Origin of the sequence: Nocardia cyriacigeorgica (genome assembly GCF_010868145.1) — a bacterium.
GTDB classification, from domain to species: domain Bacteria; phylum Actinomycetota; class Actinomycetes; order Mycobacteriales; family Mycobacteriaceae; genus Nocardia; species Nocardia cyriacigeorgica_D.
Genome location: NZ_JAAGUY010000012.1, coordinates 79,819 through 95,259 on the forward strand (window position 1 = coordinate 79,819; position 15,441 = coordinate 95,259).

Here is a 15,441-nt window from a genome sequence, read left to right on the forward strand (position 1 = left end):
TGTGCACATCGCGATGTTCATGGATTACCACCCGGCCACGCTCGGTGGTGTCCAGACGGCTGTCGACTCGCTCTGCGAGGGTCTCGAAAGCGCAGGTCATCGCGTCACATTGTTCGTCGCACCGCTCGCAGGCGCACGAGTGGACACCGCGGCGAACGTCGTGGAACTCGAGGCCGTCTCGGTGGCGGTGAACGGCTTTCCGATGGTGCTGCCTACCGCAGCCAATGCCCGTCTCATCGACGATGCCTTCGCCGCACGTGGCCCGGTCGATGTCGTGCACACCCACACCACCTACGGCGTCGCCATCGCCGGTATGAAAGCCGCACGGCGGCATCGGCTTCCTCTTGTGCACACCGCGCAGAGCCGCGACGACGCCTTCATCGAACACACCTCCCCCGCGCCTTATCCGGCGGCGCTGCTGATGCGAGCCCTGCACGGACGTTTCGTGCCGCACCGGCATCACATGCCGCATCGCGCGGAAAGTCGTGCCGCGCGGCATGCCTGGTGGACGATCGCCGGTCAGGCGCAGGCCGCCGATCGGGTGATCGCACCCACCAGGCATTTTTCGGATCTGCTCGTCGATCACGGCGTCACGCGCCCGATCCGGGTGGTATCCAACGGTGTCGGCGATGCCTTGGTCGACAGTCGTTCCGGCGCAGACCTTTCCCGTCCCGAATCCGGTCCGCTGCGGCTGATCTGGTGCGGCCGATTGTCTGCCGAGAAGCGGCTGCTCGAATCGATCGAGGCGGTGCGCGAGGTCTCGCATTGCACGCTCGATGTGTACGGCGAAGGTGATCAGCGTGACGCTGCTGCGGCGACCGTGGTGGAGCATGGGCTCGGTGATCGAATCCGGCTGCACGGCAGGGTGACTCAGGCCGAGTGTGTGAAGGCGATGGCCAAGGCGGATGCGCTGCTGTTTCCGTCGTCGGGGTTCGATACACAAGGAATGGTGCTGCTCGAAGCCGTCGCGGTAGGGCTGCCGATCATCTACTGCGATCCCGATCTGGACGAGTCGGTGCCCGTCGGCGGCGGTGTCCGTACTGCGGGATCGTCGGCTGCCGCGATCGCCGCGACCGTGTCCCGGCTCGCGGGCGATCGTGGCGCACTCGCGCAAATGCGCACGGTGCAGTCCAAGCACAGTGACGGTGTGCGGCAATCCCATCAGATCGGTGCCGTTGTCGAGGTGTACCGGCAGGCGGCCGATGAGGTCGCCGCCAGCCCCGAGCAGGTGATGCCGCGCAGCCTGGCCGATATCCCCACCGCTCCGGGTGGTCTGCCGCTGGTCGGGCACAGCCTGCGCGCGCTGCGTGACGCACCGGGTTTCGTCACCTCCCTGTCGGAGCTCGGGCCGATCGTGCGGCTGCGTTTCGGCCAGAAGACGGGTTATCTGCTCACCACTCCTGATCTGGTGCGCGAGGTAGGCCTTGGCGAGGCCGAATTCAACCGCGAGGATCTGCGCGAGGCGATCAAGGATGTCGCGGGCGGTTCGGTGAATGTGTTGCGCGGCGCCGAACACAAGCTGCGGCGCCGGATGATCGCACCGGCCTTGCGTCAGAGTCGCCTCGCCGAGTACACCAGGGCCGCAGCCGATATCGCCGAGGTCTGGTCCTCCGGGCTGCCATCGGGAACCACGGTGAACCTCATGGACGAGGCACACGGGCTCGTGCTCGACACGGTGTCGTCCACACTGTTCAAGGCCAGCTTCAGCGATACCGCGCGCCGCGAGATCCGCGACAATGTGCCGTGGTTGCTGAGTCAGGTGATCATCCGCACCGCCATGCCGCCGCAGATCCGCAGACTACGAGTGATCGCGAACTGGCGGTGGGAACGCAAGTCGCGGCATCTGCGCGGCGCGATCGGCGATGTGATCGCCGAATATCGCCGTCTCGACGAGGATTTCAACGATGTGGTGTCGGCATTGATCCGCCACCGCGACGAGGAGACCGGCGCCACCCTGTCCGACGAGCACATCATCGACGAGGCGATCCTGATGCTGGCCGGCGGCGTCGGCTCGATGGCGTCGCTGGCGGGCTGGCTGTGGCATGAGGTGATGCGCAGGCCCGACGTCGCCGAACGGCTCTACCGTGAACTCGATGACGTCGTCGGTTCCGGGCCGGTACGCGCCGAACACATCAATGCTCTGCCCTATCTGAAACAAATCGTGTCCGAGACGATTCGGTTCTGGGGCCCGTGGATCAGTGCCGCCACCGCCGAGGGTGACGTCACGATCGGCGGCGTCACCATCCCCGACGGCACCGCTGTCATGTTCAGCCCGTACATGGTCCAGCACGACAAGCGCTACTACCCCAACCCGGAAGCCTTCGACCCCGACCGCTGGTCTCCGGCCCGCGCCGAGGAGATCGATAAGAAGTCGAGCCTGTCGTTCGGTGTCGGACGGCGCCGGTGCTTGGGTGATCATTTCGCGATGCTGGAGATCACCCTCGCGTCGGCGGCCTTTTTCGCCCGGTGGAAGCCGACGCCGGACCCGGACTACGTCGTGCGGGCCTCCAACCGCGACTTCGTGCTCTCGCCGTCGGCATTGCCGGTGACACTCGCGCCGAGGTAGTAGTCCCTGGCCGCTCGGCAGCGCATCCGTCCGGCTCCGTCGCGCGGCGGCGTCGGGTCAGTCGCGCAGTGTCTGCGCACCGGCCTGAGCGAACTTCTCATCCAGGTCGCCACTCGGCGCGCCCGCGACGCCGATGCCCGCGATCGGGGTGCCTTCGACGGCCACCGGAGCGCCGCCGCCGAGGAACAGGGTGCCGGGAATGTCCGCGAGGTGCGGTGCGGAGTTCAGTCGCTCGGCCAGCTTCGAGGTGGGCGTATTCCAGGAGACGGCGGTGTAGGCCTTCTTCTCGGCGGATTCGTAAGACTGCGGGCCGGCGCCGTCGCCGCGCAGCATCACGATGGTGTTGCCGTTGCGGTCGACGACGGCGACGCTGATGCGCTGGTTCTCCTTGCGGGCGGCGTCCAGCGCCGCCTGCGCGGCCTCGGTCGCGGCGTCGATGGTGAGGTGGGTGCTGTGGGTCACGTTGCCCGCGGACGCGTTCACGGCAACAGGAGTAATTGCCACCTGGTCCGGGCTGTCGGCGTTGACCGACACGATGCCGACGGTGCCTGCCGCGATGGCGGCGACGGCGACACCGCCGATGGCGATCCGAGTGCGGGTGGCCACGGACGAACGGGTGCTGCGCGAGTTCATGAGGTTCTCCTCGTCAGGGATGAACGGCGGTCGCCATTCGGTTCACCTTCGATCCTCGGGGGCCGCCACGGGTTTGCCATCGGCTCCCCAGCTCGGTCTGCGCAGGCGATCGGCTGACACCGGGGTCATCCGATCGGCTGACCCGTCGACGCGGCACACACGGCAGAATGAATGTGTTTGCCCAGTTCGCCATGACCGAGGAGGTGGCGGTGCCGGAGATTTCCACGACGGATCAGAGCGAGGACCGAGTACTCGCCATCATCATGCACGCGACGTTCTATGTGTTGCTCGGCGCTTCACTGGCGCGGTTCCTGATCCGCCATCCCGGCAGCTCCCAGTCCGGCTGGGTGCTCGCACTCTCGGGCATACTCGCGCTGCTCTACGTGGTCGGTGCGCCACGCGGCACGCGTGGGACCGTGTGGTTCGCATTGCTGGTTGCCTGCTGGGCGGTGCTGGTGGTGCTCGCGCCCAGCTTCGCGTGGTGTGCGGTGCCCTTGCTGTACACCGGTTTCCGCATTCTGCCGGTGCGCACCGCGATCGGCCTGGTGGTGGTACTCACCGGCCTCGTGGTGCTCACCCAGGTGCGGCTGGCCGGCTGGGGCGATCCGAATCTGCTCCTGGCCCCGCCCGCGGTGGCCGCGGTGACCACGGCACTGTTCGTGCAGATGCGCCGCCAGACGGTGCGTCAGGCCGAACTCATCGACGACCTGATGCGTACCAGGCAGGAACTGGCCGCCACCGAACGCCGCGAGGGCACACTGGCCGAACGGCAACGCCTTGCCATCGAAATCCACGACACCCTGGCGCAGGGGCTGTCCAGTCAGCGCATGCTGTTGCAGGCCGCCGACCGGATCTGGGACGACGACGCCGATCGGGCGCGCACGCATGTGCGCACCGCGGCCACCATCGCCGAGCAGAATCTCGCCGAGGCCCGCCGTTTCGTGCACGATCTGGCGCCCGCAGATCTCGCCGCCACCGGATCACTGGACGCCGCCCTGCGGACGCTGGCCGAACGGGAGAACTCCGATGAACTCGAGGTGCGTTGCGTCATCGACGGCACACCGGTGCAGCTGCCCGGCCGGGTCGAGGCCACCGTGCTGCGCATCGCGCAGGGCGCGCTCGCCAATATTCGCGAACACGCCGCGGCGAGCGCCGCCACCCTGACCTTGACCTACCTCGACGATCAACTCCTGCTCGACATCGCCGATGACGGCCGCGGATTCGACCCGGCGGCACCGGGCATTTCCGGTCATCGTCGCGGCTACGGACTGTCCGCCATCCGGGCCCGGTTACAGCAGCTCGGCGGCACCCTGACCATCGAGTCCGCGCCCGGCGAAGGCGCCGTACTCTCGGCCGCGATCCCCGTGGAGCGAATATGACGAATCCGACCGTGCGCCTGCTGATCTGCGATGACCACGTGGTAGTGCGGGCGGGCCTGCGAGCACTGCTGGACAGCGCATCCGATATCGACGTCATCGGTGAGGCGGGCAGTGGTGCCGAGGTGGTGGCACTCGCGGGTGCGCTGCACCCGGATGTCGTGCTGATGGATCTACAGCTCGGTGGCGACTTCGACGGAGTGGAGGCCACCCGCCGCATCGCCGCGCTGCCCGAGCCGCGACCGCACGTGCTGGTACTCACCACCTTCGACACCGACGCCGACATCACCCGTGCCATCGCCGCGGGCGCCACCGGCTACCTACTGAAAGCCGAACCGCCCGAGGAGCTCTTCGCCGCGATCCATACCGCGGCCGCCGGACGCACCGCGCTGTCGGCGCCGGTGGCGAGCCGGGTCATGGCGCGCATGCGCGATCCGCGACCCGGCCTCACCGACCGCGAATCGGATATCCTCGGCCAGCTCGCCCAGGGTCTCGGCAATCGCGAGATCGCGCGCGCCCTGCATATCAGCGAAGCGACCGTGAAGACGCACCTCGGCCGCATCTACGCGAAATTGGGCGTCGACACACGCGCGGCCGCGGTCGCGGTTGCCAAAGAACAACGCTTACTCGGCTGAGAACTGAGTCACCGATCCTTGGCACCGTCGCACGCCACCGGCTACCCGAGTCGAACGTTCGCGAGCGGCGCCGTCCCGGCTGAGATGGCGCCGCTCACGATCCGATCTCGGCGTCAGGCGGCCGTGGCGTGCTGGATGATGATGTTGCCGAACGAGTTGCGCACGTCCACCTGCACGACGTCCTCGTCCGGCTGAGGCATGTCGACCGGTTCCATCAGGTTCTGCACCGTGCCGCACAGGGCATTCGACTTCAGCCGCGCCGCTCTACCCGGGCGGATACCGACCTCGACGGTTCCCATCGATGTTTCCAGCTCCAGCACACCGCGTGATGCCTCGCCGATCCGGATGCTTCCCATATCGGTCTTCGCCTTGACCGAACCGCGCGGGCGCTCGACGGTGATGTCACCGGCGGACACCTTCAGGTCGCACGTGCCGAGTTCGCCGCTGCCGAGCACCCGACCCAGTGCGGTGGTGGCGTCGAGCCGCGAGCCGGTGGGTACCTCGATGGTCACCCCGATCGAGCCGCTGCCGCTGAACGGAGCGAAGTCGCGCCAGCTGCGCGGCGACTTCACCGTCAGCTTGCCGGCGACGTAATCGACCCGGGTCTGCTCGGCGGCGCGCACATCGTCCTTCTTCGACGAATCAGCGGGCCGGACCTCGACGACGGTGTCGGTGCGATCGGACGCGATCACGATCACGTCACCGCAGCTCACATCGACGCTGACGGCGATCGGTTCCATGGTCTCGAACGTAGGCATATCGGCTCTCCTCAGTGGTGGTATCCAGCTACGTCTGATATACGTAGATGTATACGTACATTCAGCGGCTGACGTCGACCATACGTAGATGTATACGTATATGCAAGCGGGGGATGATTCCGCTCCGCGCGCCGCCCCTGCCCACCGGACTCGGACGCCGCCCTCAGCGACACGGTGGACACACTCACCCTGGTCAGCCGACGTGGACGGGAATTCACCCAACGACCCCGCGCTCATCGACACGGCCCGACTCCGAGCGGGAGCCGGGCCGTTCGAGTCAGCGGGTGAGGTCGTACACCGCCACGCCGTCGACCTCGGTGGCGGTGAAGTTCTCCTGCACCCACGCCGCGATGCGGGCACTTTCGGCATCACCCGAGCTCGGACCTCCTCGGTTGCCGCCGAGGAAGTAGTGGATCTTGCCTTCTTCGACGTACTGCTGGAACTGCTCCAGCGTGGGCGAGGGGTCGCTGCCGTTGAACCCGCCGATCGGCATCACCGGTAATTCGGTCGCCAGCTGGTACCCTGCGGCGCTGTTGGAGCCGACGGTTGCCGCCACCCAGGTGTAGGTCGCGCCGTCCTGTTCGAGCAGAGCCACGAGCTCGTCACCCGGTTCGCTCGCGCCCATCACACCGCCACCGGGGCCGCCGCCCATTCCGCCGAATCCATCACGGCCGGACGGTTGGCCCGTTGACGCGCCGGTGGTCGGGAGCTTCCCCGTCGAGGCGCCGTCGGGCCCGCCATCCGAGGTGCCGGCCGAACCGGGAGTTACTGCGCCGCCGTCGGTTCCGGGCGGCATACCGGGTCGCCCGCCGTCGCCGAACCGCATGCCACCTGGCCCGCCCATGCCACCGGTCTCCGGTCCCGCCGTCGGGATCGGCCCGGTATGCGCCGAGTTCAGTGTGTCCACGGTGTAGGCCACCGGCCCGGACAATGCCACGATGCCCGCCAGGACAGCAGCGCCGACGGCCGGTTTCGTAGGCATCGGAATCACCACCGCGATCGTCGCCAGGACACCCGCGACGAGCACCACCCACCGCAACCAGGGCACGAAATCAACACTGCGCGACAACAGCATCCATGCCGTCGCGGTCGTCAGGCCGACGGCCAGCGCAGTGCAGACGCGGACCCACCATCGAGAACGGTTGCGCCACGCCATCTGCGCGCCGATGCCGACCAACGCCGCGATCGCCGGTGCCAGCGCCACCGTGTAGTACTGGTGAAAGATTCCCGCCATAAAGCTGAACACCAGCCCGGTGACAAGCAACCATCCACCCCACAGGATCAGCGCAGCGCGCTCGAGGTCGGTCCGGGCGGCGCGACCGCGCAACAGCAGTCCCGCGACCAGCGCCACCAGGGCGGCGGGGATCAGCCATGCGATCTGCCCACCCTGGGCGGCGTCGAACATGCGCCCGATCCCGGTACTCCCCCACATCCCGTTGCCACCAGGAGGCAGCTCGCCGCCCGGGCCTACGCTGCCGGTCTCGTTACCGTTCAGCCGTCCGAGCCCGTTGTAGCCCAAGGTCAGTTCGAGGATCGAATTGTTGTGCGAGCCACCGATCCACGGCCGTTCGGACTCCGGCCAGAGCTCCACCGCCAGCAGCCACCAGCCTGCCGCGACCACCATCACGGCACCGGCGGCGAACAGTTGCACGATGCGTTTACCCAGCCGCGGCGGGCCCGCGATGAGATAGGTCAGCGCGAGGGCGGGCACCACCAAGAGCACTTGCAGCTGCTTGGCGAGGAAACCGAACCCGATGAAGGCGCCCGTGAGCACCAGCCAGCGCCACCGGCCGTCCTCCACAGCACGCAGCATCGCCCAGGCCGCGGCGACCATCAGGAACACCAGCAGCGCATCGGGGTTGTTGAAGCGGAACATCAGCGCCGCGACGGGAGTGACCGCGAGCGCGAGACCGGTGATCAGCCCGGCAGGTGCACCGAAGGATCGGCGCACCGTCGCCCATACCAGCGCGACTGTCGCCACTCCGAGCAGCACCTGCGGCACCAGCATGCTCCAGCTGTTCACTCCGAATAGCCTTACCGACAGTTCCACCAACCACAGCGAACCCGGCGGCTTGTCCACGGTGATCGAGTTCGCGGCATCGGATGAGCCGAAGAAGAAGGCTTTCCACGACACCGAACCCGCCTGCACCGCAGCGGAATAGAAAGAGTTGGCCCAGCCGTTGGCGCTGAGGTTGTAGTGGTAGGCCAGACCGGTGCCGAGTAGCAGAACCGCCAGTGCTGGGTATTCCCAGCGGCGTGTTCGGATGGGAGCCGATTCGGTGGGCGCAGCTGGAGCCGGTTTCGATGCCGTTGCCGTGATCGTCATCGGCTCACTACCTTTCGCAGGTCAGAGCGTGCCGCCGGGTCGCGGAATATCCAGCGCAGCCCGACGAACCGCATCAACGTCGCCACCAGATTCGCGCCGACCAAGACGAACAATTCGAGGTGAACGGGCGCGTCCGGCGCCCAACGGTGCAGGGCGAACAGCGAGCCACTGGTCACCAGCAGGCCGAAGGCAAAGATCAGCAACCCCTGGAATTGGTGGGTGATCATTCCCATCGTTCCGCGCACACCGAACGTGAACGCCCGGTTGGCGGCGGTATTGGCGATGGCGGTGAGCACCAGCGGGACGAAGTTCGCTACCTGCGCGCCGGTCAATGGTTGCACCAGCAGATACAGCACCATGTAGGCCAACGTCGAGCCGACACCGATGATCGCGAACCGCACCAGCTGCCCCACCATGCCCAGTGGCACACCCGGCACCAGCGGCTCCCGGCCGATAGCACGCCGAAGCTCCTGAAGCGGCAGCGCGCCGGTGGCGAGTTCCCGCCCCAGTCGCCAGATTCCGAGCAGATCTTTGCGCGCGGTGTCGACGATGTCGACGCGGCTGTCCGGGTCGTCGATCCAGTCCACCGGCACCTCGTGAATGCGCAGCCCCGCGCGTTCCGCGATCACCAGCAGCTCGGTGTCGAAGAACCATTCGCCGTCGCGGACCAGCGGCAGCAATTCCCGCGCCACCTCGGTCCGGATCGCTTTGAAGCCGCACTGCGCGTCCGAGAAACGTGCCAGCAGTGATGCTTTCAGCAGCAGGTTGTAGCAGCGGGAGATGATTTCGCGTGTGGGTCCGCGCACGACCCGGGACGCGGAGTCGAGACGGGTGCCGATGGCCAGATCGGAGTGACCGGACACCAAGGGCGCCACCAGCGGAAGCAGTGCGTTCAGGTCGGTCGACAGGTCCACATCCATGTAGGCCACGACCTCGGCATCGGAACGCTCCCATGCCGCCCGCAGCGCCCGCCCGCGCCCCTTCACGGCCAGATGCACGACCTCGACGTCGTCGAGTTCCTCGGCCAGCAGCCGCGCGAGCGGCAATGTGGCATCGGTACTCGCGTTGTCGGCGATGGTGATTCGGGCGGGAAACGGGAACCCCGCTGCCAGGAATTCGTGTAGTCGGCGCACGCACACACCGAGGTCGGTTTCTTCGTTGTATACCGGGACGACCACGTCGAGCACAGGTGCCGCCGACGTGGTGTCCGTGTTATCCGCCGTCTCGGCGACGGCCACGATTTCGGTCATGCGACCACGCTCTCGAGCGCCGCTGGGGCACGACTGCGCGCAGGCTGGGAGGTTGCTGGGAACTCAGTTCATACATGTCGGTCGAACTCGCTGGCCTGCGCTGCGCTGGAGGAGGATGATTCGCTGATGGGGCAAACATTCGAGGACCTGGTGACCGAGGCCGAGTCGGTCGCGGTGGAGGGCTGGGATTTCTCCTGGCTGGCGGGACGCGCGACCGAGCAGCGCCCGTCCTGGGGCTATCAGCGACTGATGAGTGCGCGGCTGGCCCAGGCCACCGCGGCCCTGGACATCCAGACCGGTGGCGGTGAAGTACTAGCCGAAGCCGAGAAACTACCGCAGGTCATGGCCGCCACCGAATCCTGGCCACCCAACATCGCCAAGGCGACCGCACGGCTCCGCCCGCGCGGTGTGGTGGTCGTCGCCGACCCCGACGAGCCTCCACTTCCCTTCGCCGACGCCGCCTTCGACCTGATCACCAGCCGTCACCCCGCCACCGTGTGGTGGCGCGAAATTGCCCGCGTCCTGGAACCCGGCGGCACCTACCTCGCCCAACACGTTGGCCCCGCCAGCGCTTTCGAACTGGTCGAGTACTTCCTCGGCCCCCAGCCGGAATCCGTGCGCCGTAAACGCCACCCCGATGACGAACGCGCCACCGCGGAATCCGCTGGCCTGCACGTCGTCGACCTCCGCGCCGAACACCTCCGCATGGAGTTCTTCGACATCGGCGCCGTGATCTACTTCCTGCGCAAGGTGATCTGGATGGTCCCGGGCTTCACAGTCGACCACTACCGGGAACCCCTCCGGGATCTACACGAGAAGATCGAGAACGAAGGCCCTTTCATCGCCCACTCGACCCGCTTCCTCATCGAGGCTCGCAACCCTGCGTGAGTGGCCGGCTCAGGGCTTGGCGCGCCGGTCGCGACAGCCGGCCGGCCTGCGGGTCAGTGGTATTCGGCGACGACCTCGTACAGACCGGGGTTCGCGCTCGCGACCTTCCTCGCGTCGTCCACCGATGCCACCACCGCCGGGTTCATTCCGGCGGCCTCGCACGCCTCCGCGCTGTCCCAGTGGGCGACGTTGACGAGCTGGAAACGCGCGTCCGGCAGGAGGGCTCGGTGCAGGCGGACATCACGGAACCCGGGCGCGGTCCGCATGAGGGCCGCCCGTTCACGCCACTGCTCGACAAATGCGTCGACGTGCTCGGCGGGCACCTCGAGTACGTTGATGAAGGTTACGCCCTGGTCGGTCATCGCAATCCTCTCACTAAGCTTCAGGTGAATTGAAGCTTAGCGGTCATCTTCAACTCGACTGATGGTTGTGCTCTGAATCACTCGCCGGGGAAGCGGCACCAGGCGCTACGAGCGTCGACCAAGCGGAGCGGCGCCCGCGAAGGACACATGCCTGCGGCATATCCCGGCGGCGCCACACTCAGGTGCCCGGTAATGTCGGCACCCCGACGTGCTCGATACGGAAGTAGGACCATGCCCACCGCCACCAGCAGCCGGACCAGGCTCGGCCACGACGCCGTCACCGCCCCCGCGCTCCTCGGCACCGGTCGCGACTGTGGCACAGCGCGGACAGCCGCGGCGGCAGGGGCGAGATTCCGGAGGCACATCCGGTGACCAGCGAGTCGACCACACCGAACCTCGTGCAGCGGATCCGCTACGTCTGCGGCGGCACGCTGCCTGCGTCGATGAACCAGTGGGTGATCAACGATCTCACCGGGCCCGGCGCGGCACGGCGCTATCTGACGCGCATCCTGGTGCCGATCATCGTGCCACTGTGCTTGTTCCTACTCATCCCCGGACCCGCATGGATGGGACCCGCGATGATGGCGCTGCTCTACCTGCCGCTGATCTATTTCACCGTCGCGCTGATGTACGTCTACCGACGCCACCGCCTCGTCAAACACGGCCTCGACCCCGCCCTGGCCGATGCCCGCGAACGACAGAAATCCGCGGCCGAACGTGACGCCTACGAACGCCGCCACGGCCGGACGTGAACTCCGATTTCATTCGCGAGGTGCATATGACCGAGACGTTCCGCGAGTAGACCTCACGCTCATGTGCCGCTCGCGCAGCGCAGGCTTTGCGCTATGCGGCGGGTTTTCGATGGCGTGTGGATCAGGCGGAGACCGTCCAAGGGTCGGTACGCAACGACGACACTCTGGTCTCCAGGTCCGGAAGTCCGGTGCGGACAATGGATTCGGCTTGGGCGCACCAGGGGAATTCGGTTGCCCAGTGCGCGGCATCGATGAGGACGGGGCCGTGGCGGCGGAGGTGCTCGTCGGCAGGGTGGTGGCGCAGGTCCGAGGTGAGGTAGGCGTCTACCTTACGGCGGGTGACGGTGTCCAGGTACGAGTCCCCTGCGCCGCCGCAGACCGCGACGGTCCGGATGAGGCGGTCGGGGTCACCTGCGGCGCGGACACCCCAGATGGTGGTCGGTAGGGCCGCTGCGGCGCGGGAAGTGAAGGCGCGCAATGTTTCCGGTTCGGGCAGGGTACCGATGCGGCCGATGCCGAGGCGACCGGGCACACTCGCGCGTTCGGTGATGTGGAATGCCGGTTCCTCGTAGGGGTGAGCTGTGCGCAGGGCGGACAGAATGGCACTGCGCGCGGCGGGTGGGGCGACGAGCTCGATACGGTCCTCATCGACGTATTCGATCTCCCCGATGGAACCGATAGCCGGATCGGCGCCTTCCATCGGCCGGAACTGACCGACGCCCGCCACCTTCCATGCGGCCTCGCGGTACTTGCCGCTACCGCCGGCACCGGCGGCGAACAGTGCCGCGAGCAGCTGATCGGTCTCCGAGCGTGGCACCTGGACCACCCATTTATCCACCGCGACAGCCGGTTTCGCATCCAACGGGCCGATGACGGTGAGCCCGAGCGCTTCGGCGAGTGCGTCGGAGACTCCGGGATCGGCCGAATCAGCGTTGGTATGGGCACTGAACAGTGCACAGCCCGAACGAATCAGCCGATGCAGCAGCGCACCTTTCGGAGTGTCCGCAGCGACGGTGTCGACTCCGCGTAGCAGCAGCGGATGATGCACCACCAGCGCCTGCGCACCCCACTCGATCGCCTCGTCGACCACGGCGGCAGTGGCGTCGACGGCGAACACCACCCGCCGCACCATCTCGCCGGGGTCGCCACACACCAGCCCCACCGAATCCCACGATTCGGCCAGCTTCGGCGGGTAGGCCGCATCCAGCACCTCGATGAGTTCCGCCAGCGTCGTCACCGCTCAACCTCCATCGTCCGACTCGACCCGGCAATCATCCCCCGTTGCCGCTGCGCGCCCGCGCACCGGCACCCCGCCGCTGAGAACGGCTACCTCGTCCGCCGACCACCTCTCCGCACCCCGGCCTCAGCCCATACCTTCGGCCGCCCTGATCGCCGCGATCAGCCGATCGACCTCGGCGGACCCGCGGACCGCGACGCGCAGGTGATCGGCATCCAAGCCAGGGAAGGTGTCAGCTCGGCGCACCGCTATCCCGTTGTCCGCCAGGTGCTTACGCAACAGCGCACCGTCACGCACATGAAGCAGCAGGAAGGGCCCGGACGCCGGGGTGTGCACCGCGACACCCGCGGCGGCCAGTCGGTCGACCATGGCCGCACGCTCGCGAGTGATCTGTTCGGCACGTGCGCGAGTCTCGACGACAGCGTGCGGTTCGGCCGTCGCCGAGATTGCCTCCAACTGCAAGACGCCCAGTGGCCAGTGCGGGCGGCCGTGCGCGAGGCGGGCGAGCACATCGGGGGCGCCGAGAAAGTAGCCGCAGCGCAGACCGGCCAGGGCCCACGTCTTGGTGAGGCTGCGCAGAACCAGGACGTCGGGCATCGATTCACCGGCCAGCGATTCGGGTTCGCCGGGGACGGCATCGGCGAAGGCCTCGTCGACGACGATGATGCGACCGGGGCGGCGCAGCGCACGGAGGGTGTCGGCGGGGTGCAGGACGGAGGTGGGGTTGGTTGGGTTGCCAAGGACCACGAGATCGGCCCCGTCGGGGACGCGCGCGGGGTCGAGGACGTACGGCGGCGCCAGCACCACCCGTGTCACCGCGACGCCCGCTTCCCGCAACGCGAGCTCTGGTTCGGTGAACGACGGATGCAGCACCGCCGCCAGCCGTGGGATCAGCCGGGGCAGCATCGCGAACCCTTCGGCGGCGCCCGCCAGTAGCAGCACCTCATCGGGACTGCGACCGTGCCGTGCGGCGACGGCGACCCGCGCGGCCAGATCCGCCTCGACGCTCGGGTAGCGGCCGAGGTCGTCCAGCCTGGTCGCGAGGCGGGCGCGCAACCAGTCCGGCGGGGCGCTGCCCTGCACGTTCACCGCGAAATCGAGCAGGCCGGGGCGGGCCTCCACGTCGCCGTGGTGGCGCAGTTCGGCGAGGTCGATGCGGTCGGCGGACACGACTTCACACCCTACGTGGCGGGCCATCTGGGCGACCGGCCAGAATGGCTGTCGTGGGTGAGCTGCACATTTCGTTCGTCTGTACCGGAAACATCTGCCGATCTCCGATGGCGGAGAAGATTCTGGCCTCGCACCTCTACCGGGCGGGGCTGGCCAATCGTGTCCGGGTGAGCAGCGCGGGCACCACCGCGTGGCACGTCGGCGCCGACGCGGACCCGCGCACCAGCGCGACGCTGCGACGTCACGGTTACCCGACCGGGCACGTCGCCGCGGCCTTCGGCGACGATCACCGCGACGCCGATCTGGTCGTCGCGCTCGACTCCGGCCACGACCGGGAACTCGCGCAGCTCGGCATCCCGACCGAGCGGCGGAGGCTGCTGCGCAGCTTCGACCCCGACGCCGACGGCACCGACGTCCCGGACCCGTATTACGGCCCGGACGCCGGGTTCGAGCTGGTTCGCGATCAGATCGAGGCCGCGATTCCGGGTCTGCTCGACTGGGTTCGCCTGACACTGTCCGCTCCGCAACCGGTTGCCGACGGAGGACACTGATGCGTCGGTTGGCGTTCCTGCTGCGACCCAGCTGGCTGATCCTGGCCGTGCTGGTCGCCGCCTTCGCCTACCTGTGCTTCACCGTCCTCGCGCCCTGGCAGCTCGGTAAGAACACCGATACCTCCGAACGCAACGAACTGATCGCCGAATCGGTGGATGCCGAGGCGGTCGATGTCACCACGGTGCTCGACAACCCCGACGGTGCGACCGAATGGCGGCGGGTCGTCGCCGAGGGCACCTATGTACCGGATTCGACGGCGCTGGTGCGCTTGCGTCATCTCGACGGAGCTCCCGGCTATGCCGTGCTCGCCGCCTTCCAGCTGACCGACGGCCGGATTCTGCTGGTCGATCGGGGCCTAGTCGGTGCCGTCGACGGTTCCCGGCCGCCGCGGATCGCCGAACCGCCGACCGGACAGCAGCGCGTCGAGGCCCGCGTGCGCAGGTCGGAGGGCATCAGCGCGGACAAGCTGCCGACCGTCCAGGACGGCTACCGGCAGGTCTATTCGGTGGATACCGAACAGGAGACCACCGTCCTCGGCCTGCCGATCACCCCTGTGCCCACCGGCGAGCGCGGCGGCTACCTCCAACTCACCGAGCACCAGCCCGGCGCCTTCACCCCCACGCCGCTTCCCCAGCTCGACGCGGGCCCCTACCTGTCCTACGGCCTGCAGTGGCTGGCCTTCGGGATCATGGCGCCGCTCGGCCTCGGCTACTTCGTGTACGCCGAGATGCGGGAGCGTCGCAAGGAACGGGCCGCCAACGCGTCGGCACCGAACCAGACGGTCGCGGCCGGACCGCCTGCCGACCATCCCGGACAACACGACGCGCGCGATACCGGCGATCGTTCCTCCACCACCGAGAGCCCTGCCAAGGCCCGGACGTCGAACGAAGATCGGCTCGCCGACCGATATGGCCGGGCGCGCAAGTAGCAGCTGAT

14 protein-coding genes are annotated in these 15,441 nt (G+C 67.8%); 7 read left to right on the top strand and 7 right to left on the bottom strand.

Annotation, left to right across the window (positions count from 1 at the left end; genetic code table 11):
* Nucleotide 1: 1 nt before the first annotated feature.
* The gene (locus tag GV792_RS16065) at nt 2–2,566 is read left to right on the top strand and encodes a cytochrome P450 (RefSeq protein WP_163824923.1); all 2,565 of its coding nucleotides are present in this window, start codon (nt 2–4) and stop codon (nt 2,564–2,566) included.
* A gap of 57 nt (nt 2,567–2,623) precedes the next feature.
* On the opposite strand, the gene GV792_RS16070 is transcribed toward GV792_RS16065, so the two are convergent.
* The gene (locus GV792_RS16070) at nt 2,624–3,199 is read right to left on the bottom strand and encodes a GlcG/HbpS family heme-binding protein (RefSeq protein WP_163824924.1); all 576 of its coding nucleotides are present in this window, start codon (nt 3,197–3,199) and stop codon (nt 2,624–2,626) included.
* A gap of 167 nt (nt 3,200–3,366) precedes the next feature.
* Here GV792_RS16070 and GV792_RS16075 point away from each other — a divergent pair, with 167 nt between their 5' ends.
* A complete protein-coding gene (locus tag GV792_RS16075; protein ID WP_256673827.1) occupies nt 3,367–4,578 on the top strand; it encodes a sensor histidine kinase in 1,212 nt (403 codons plus the stop codon).
* Nucleotides 4,575–5,210, top strand: a complete 636-nt coding sequence (locus GV792_RS16080) for a response regulator (RefSeq protein WP_163824925.1) — start codon at nt 4,575–4,577, stop codon at nt 5,208–5,210. The genes GV792_RS16075 and GV792_RS16080 overlap by 4 nt, the downstream gene beginning before the upstream one ends.
* Nucleotides 5,211–5,323: 113 nt before the next feature.
* On the opposite strand, the gene GV792_RS16085 is transcribed toward GV792_RS16080, so the two are convergent.
* The 3 genes from GV792_RS16085 to GV792_RS16095 all read right to left on the bottom strand — a co-directional run bounded on the left by GV792_RS16085 (nt 5,324) and on the right by GV792_RS16095 (nt 9,544).
* A complete protein-coding gene (locus GV792_RS16085; protein WP_163824926.1) occupies nt 5,324–5,968 on the bottom strand; it encodes a DUF4097 family beta strand repeat-containing protein in 645 nt (214 codons plus the stop codon).
* Nucleotides 5,969–6,245: 277 nt separating this feature from the next.
* Nucleotides 6,246–8,294: a glycosyltransferase family 39 protein gene (locus GV792_RS16090; protein WP_163824927.1), complete on the bottom strand. Its 2,049-nt coding sequence runs from the start codon at nt 8,292–8,294 to the stop codon at nt 6,246–6,248.
* Nucleotides 8,291–9,544 (bottom strand): bifunctional glycosyltransferase family 2/GtrA family protein, encoded by a 1,254-nt coding sequence (locus tag GV792_RS16095; RefSeq protein ID WP_163824928.1) that lies wholly within the window; start codon nt 9,542–9,544, stop codon nt 8,291–8,293. Before GV792_RS16095 ends, GV792_RS16090 begins: the two co-directional genes overlap by 4 nt.
* Nucleotides 9,545–9,670: 126 nt before the next feature.
* On the opposite strand from GV792_RS16095, the gene GV792_RS16100 reads away from it, so the two are divergent.
* A complete protein-coding gene (locus GV792_RS16100; RefSeq protein WP_163824929.1) occupies nt 9,671–10,432 on the top strand; it encodes a class I SAM-dependent methyltransferase in 762 nt (253 codons plus the stop codon).
* Nucleotides 10,433–10,485: 53 nt separating this feature from the next.
* Here GV792_RS16100 and GV792_RS16105 read toward each other — a convergent pair whose 3' ends face one another.
* Nucleotides 10,486–10,794, bottom strand: a complete 309-nt coding sequence (locus GV792_RS16105) for an antibiotic biosynthesis monooxygenase family protein (RefSeq protein WP_163824930.1) — start codon at nt 10,792–10,794, stop codon at nt 10,486–10,488.
* A gap of 368 nt (nt 10,795–11,162) precedes the next feature.
* Here GV792_RS16105 and GV792_RS16110 point away from each other — a divergent pair, with 368 nt between their 5' ends.
* Nucleotides 11,163–11,546 carry a DUF5313 family protein gene (locus GV792_RS16110; RefSeq protein ID WP_163824931.1) on the top strand — a complete coding sequence of 128 codons (384 nt, stop codon included), beginning with the start codon at nt 11,163–11,165 and terminating at the stop codon, nt 11,544–11,546.
* 121 nt (nt 11,547–11,667) lie between these two features.
* On the opposite strand, the gene GV792_RS16115 is transcribed toward GV792_RS16110, so the two are convergent.
* The gene (locus tag GV792_RS16115) at nt 11,668–12,783 is read right to left on the bottom strand and encodes a Nif3-like dinuclear metal center hexameric protein (RefSeq protein ID WP_163824932.1); all 1,116 of its coding nucleotides are present in this window, start codon (nt 12,781–12,783) and stop codon (nt 11,668–11,670) included.
* A gap of 126 nt (nt 12,784–12,909) precedes the next feature.
* Nucleotides 12,910–13,980: an Rv2231c family pyridoxal phosphate-dependent protein CobC gene (gene cobC, locus GV792_RS16120; protein WP_163824933.1), complete on the bottom strand. Its 1,071-nt coding sequence runs from the start codon at nt 13,978–13,980 to the stop codon at nt 12,910–12,912.
* A 17-nt stretch (nt 13,981–13,997) separates the two neighbouring features.
* Here cobC and GV792_RS16125 point away from each other — a divergent pair, with 17 nt between their 5' ends.
* Complete coding sequence (locus tag GV792_RS16125; protein ID WP_163824934.1) at nt 13,998–14,504, top strand: low molecular weight protein-tyrosine-phosphatase; 507 nt, start codon at nt 13,998–14,000, stop codon at nt 14,502–14,504.
* A complete protein-coding gene (locus GV792_RS16130; RefSeq protein WP_163824935.1) occupies nt 14,504–15,433 on the top strand; it encodes an SURF1 family cytochrome oxidase biogenesis protein in 930 nt (309 codons plus the stop codon). The genes GV792_RS16125 and GV792_RS16130 overlap by 1 nt, the downstream gene beginning before the upstream one ends.
* Nucleotides 15,434–15,441: the final 8 nt, after the last annotated feature.

What these genes read in the sequence shown, in the direction of transcription:
- GV792_RS16080 (WP_163824925.1), top strand. Translation starts at nt 4,575, where the DNA reads ATGACGAATCCGACCGTGCGCCTGCTGATCTGCGATGACCACGTGGTA.
- GV792_RS16085 (WP_163824926.1), bottom strand. Translation starts at nt 5,968, where the DNA reads ATGCCTACGTTCGAGACCATGGAACCGATCGCCGTCAGCGTCGATGTG.
- GV792_RS16125 (WP_163824934.1), top strand. Translation starts at nt 13,998, where the DNA reads ATGGCTGTCGTGGGTGAGCTGCACATTTCGTTCGTCTGTACCGGAAAC.
- GV792_RS16070 (WP_163824924.1), bottom strand. Translation starts at nt 3,199, where the DNA reads ATGAACTCGCGCAGCACCCGTTCGTCCGTGGCCACCCGCACTCGGATC.
- GV792_RS16100 (WP_163824929.1), top strand. Translation starts at nt 9,671, where the DNA reads ATGGGGCAAACATTCGAGGACCTGGTGACCGAGGCCGAGTCGGTCGCG.
- GV792_RS16090 (WP_163824927.1), bottom strand. Translation starts at nt 8,294, where the DNA reads ATGACGATCACGGCAACGGCATCGAAACCGGCTCCAGCTGCGCCCACC.
- GV792_RS16095 (WP_163824928.1), bottom strand. Translation starts at nt 9,544, where the DNA reads ATGACCGAAATCGTGGCCGTCGCCGAGACGGCGGATAACACGGACACC.
- GV792_RS16130 (WP_163824935.1), top strand. Translation starts at nt 14,504, where the DNA reads ATGCGTCGGTTGGCGTTCCTGCTGCGACCCAGCTGGCTGATCCTGGCC.
- GV792_RS16075 (WP_256673827.1), top strand. Translation starts at nt 3,367, where the DNA reads ATGAATGTGTTTGCCCAGTTCGCCATGACCGAGGAGGTGGCGGTGCCG.
- cobC (WP_163824933.1), bottom strand. Translation starts at nt 13,980, where the DNA reads ATGGCCCGCCACGTAGGGTGTGAAGTCGTGTCCGCCGACCGCATCGAC.
- GV792_RS16105 (WP_163824930.1), bottom strand. Translation starts at nt 10,794, where the DNA reads ATGACCGACCAGGGCGTAACCTTCATCAACGTACTCGAGGTGCCCGCC.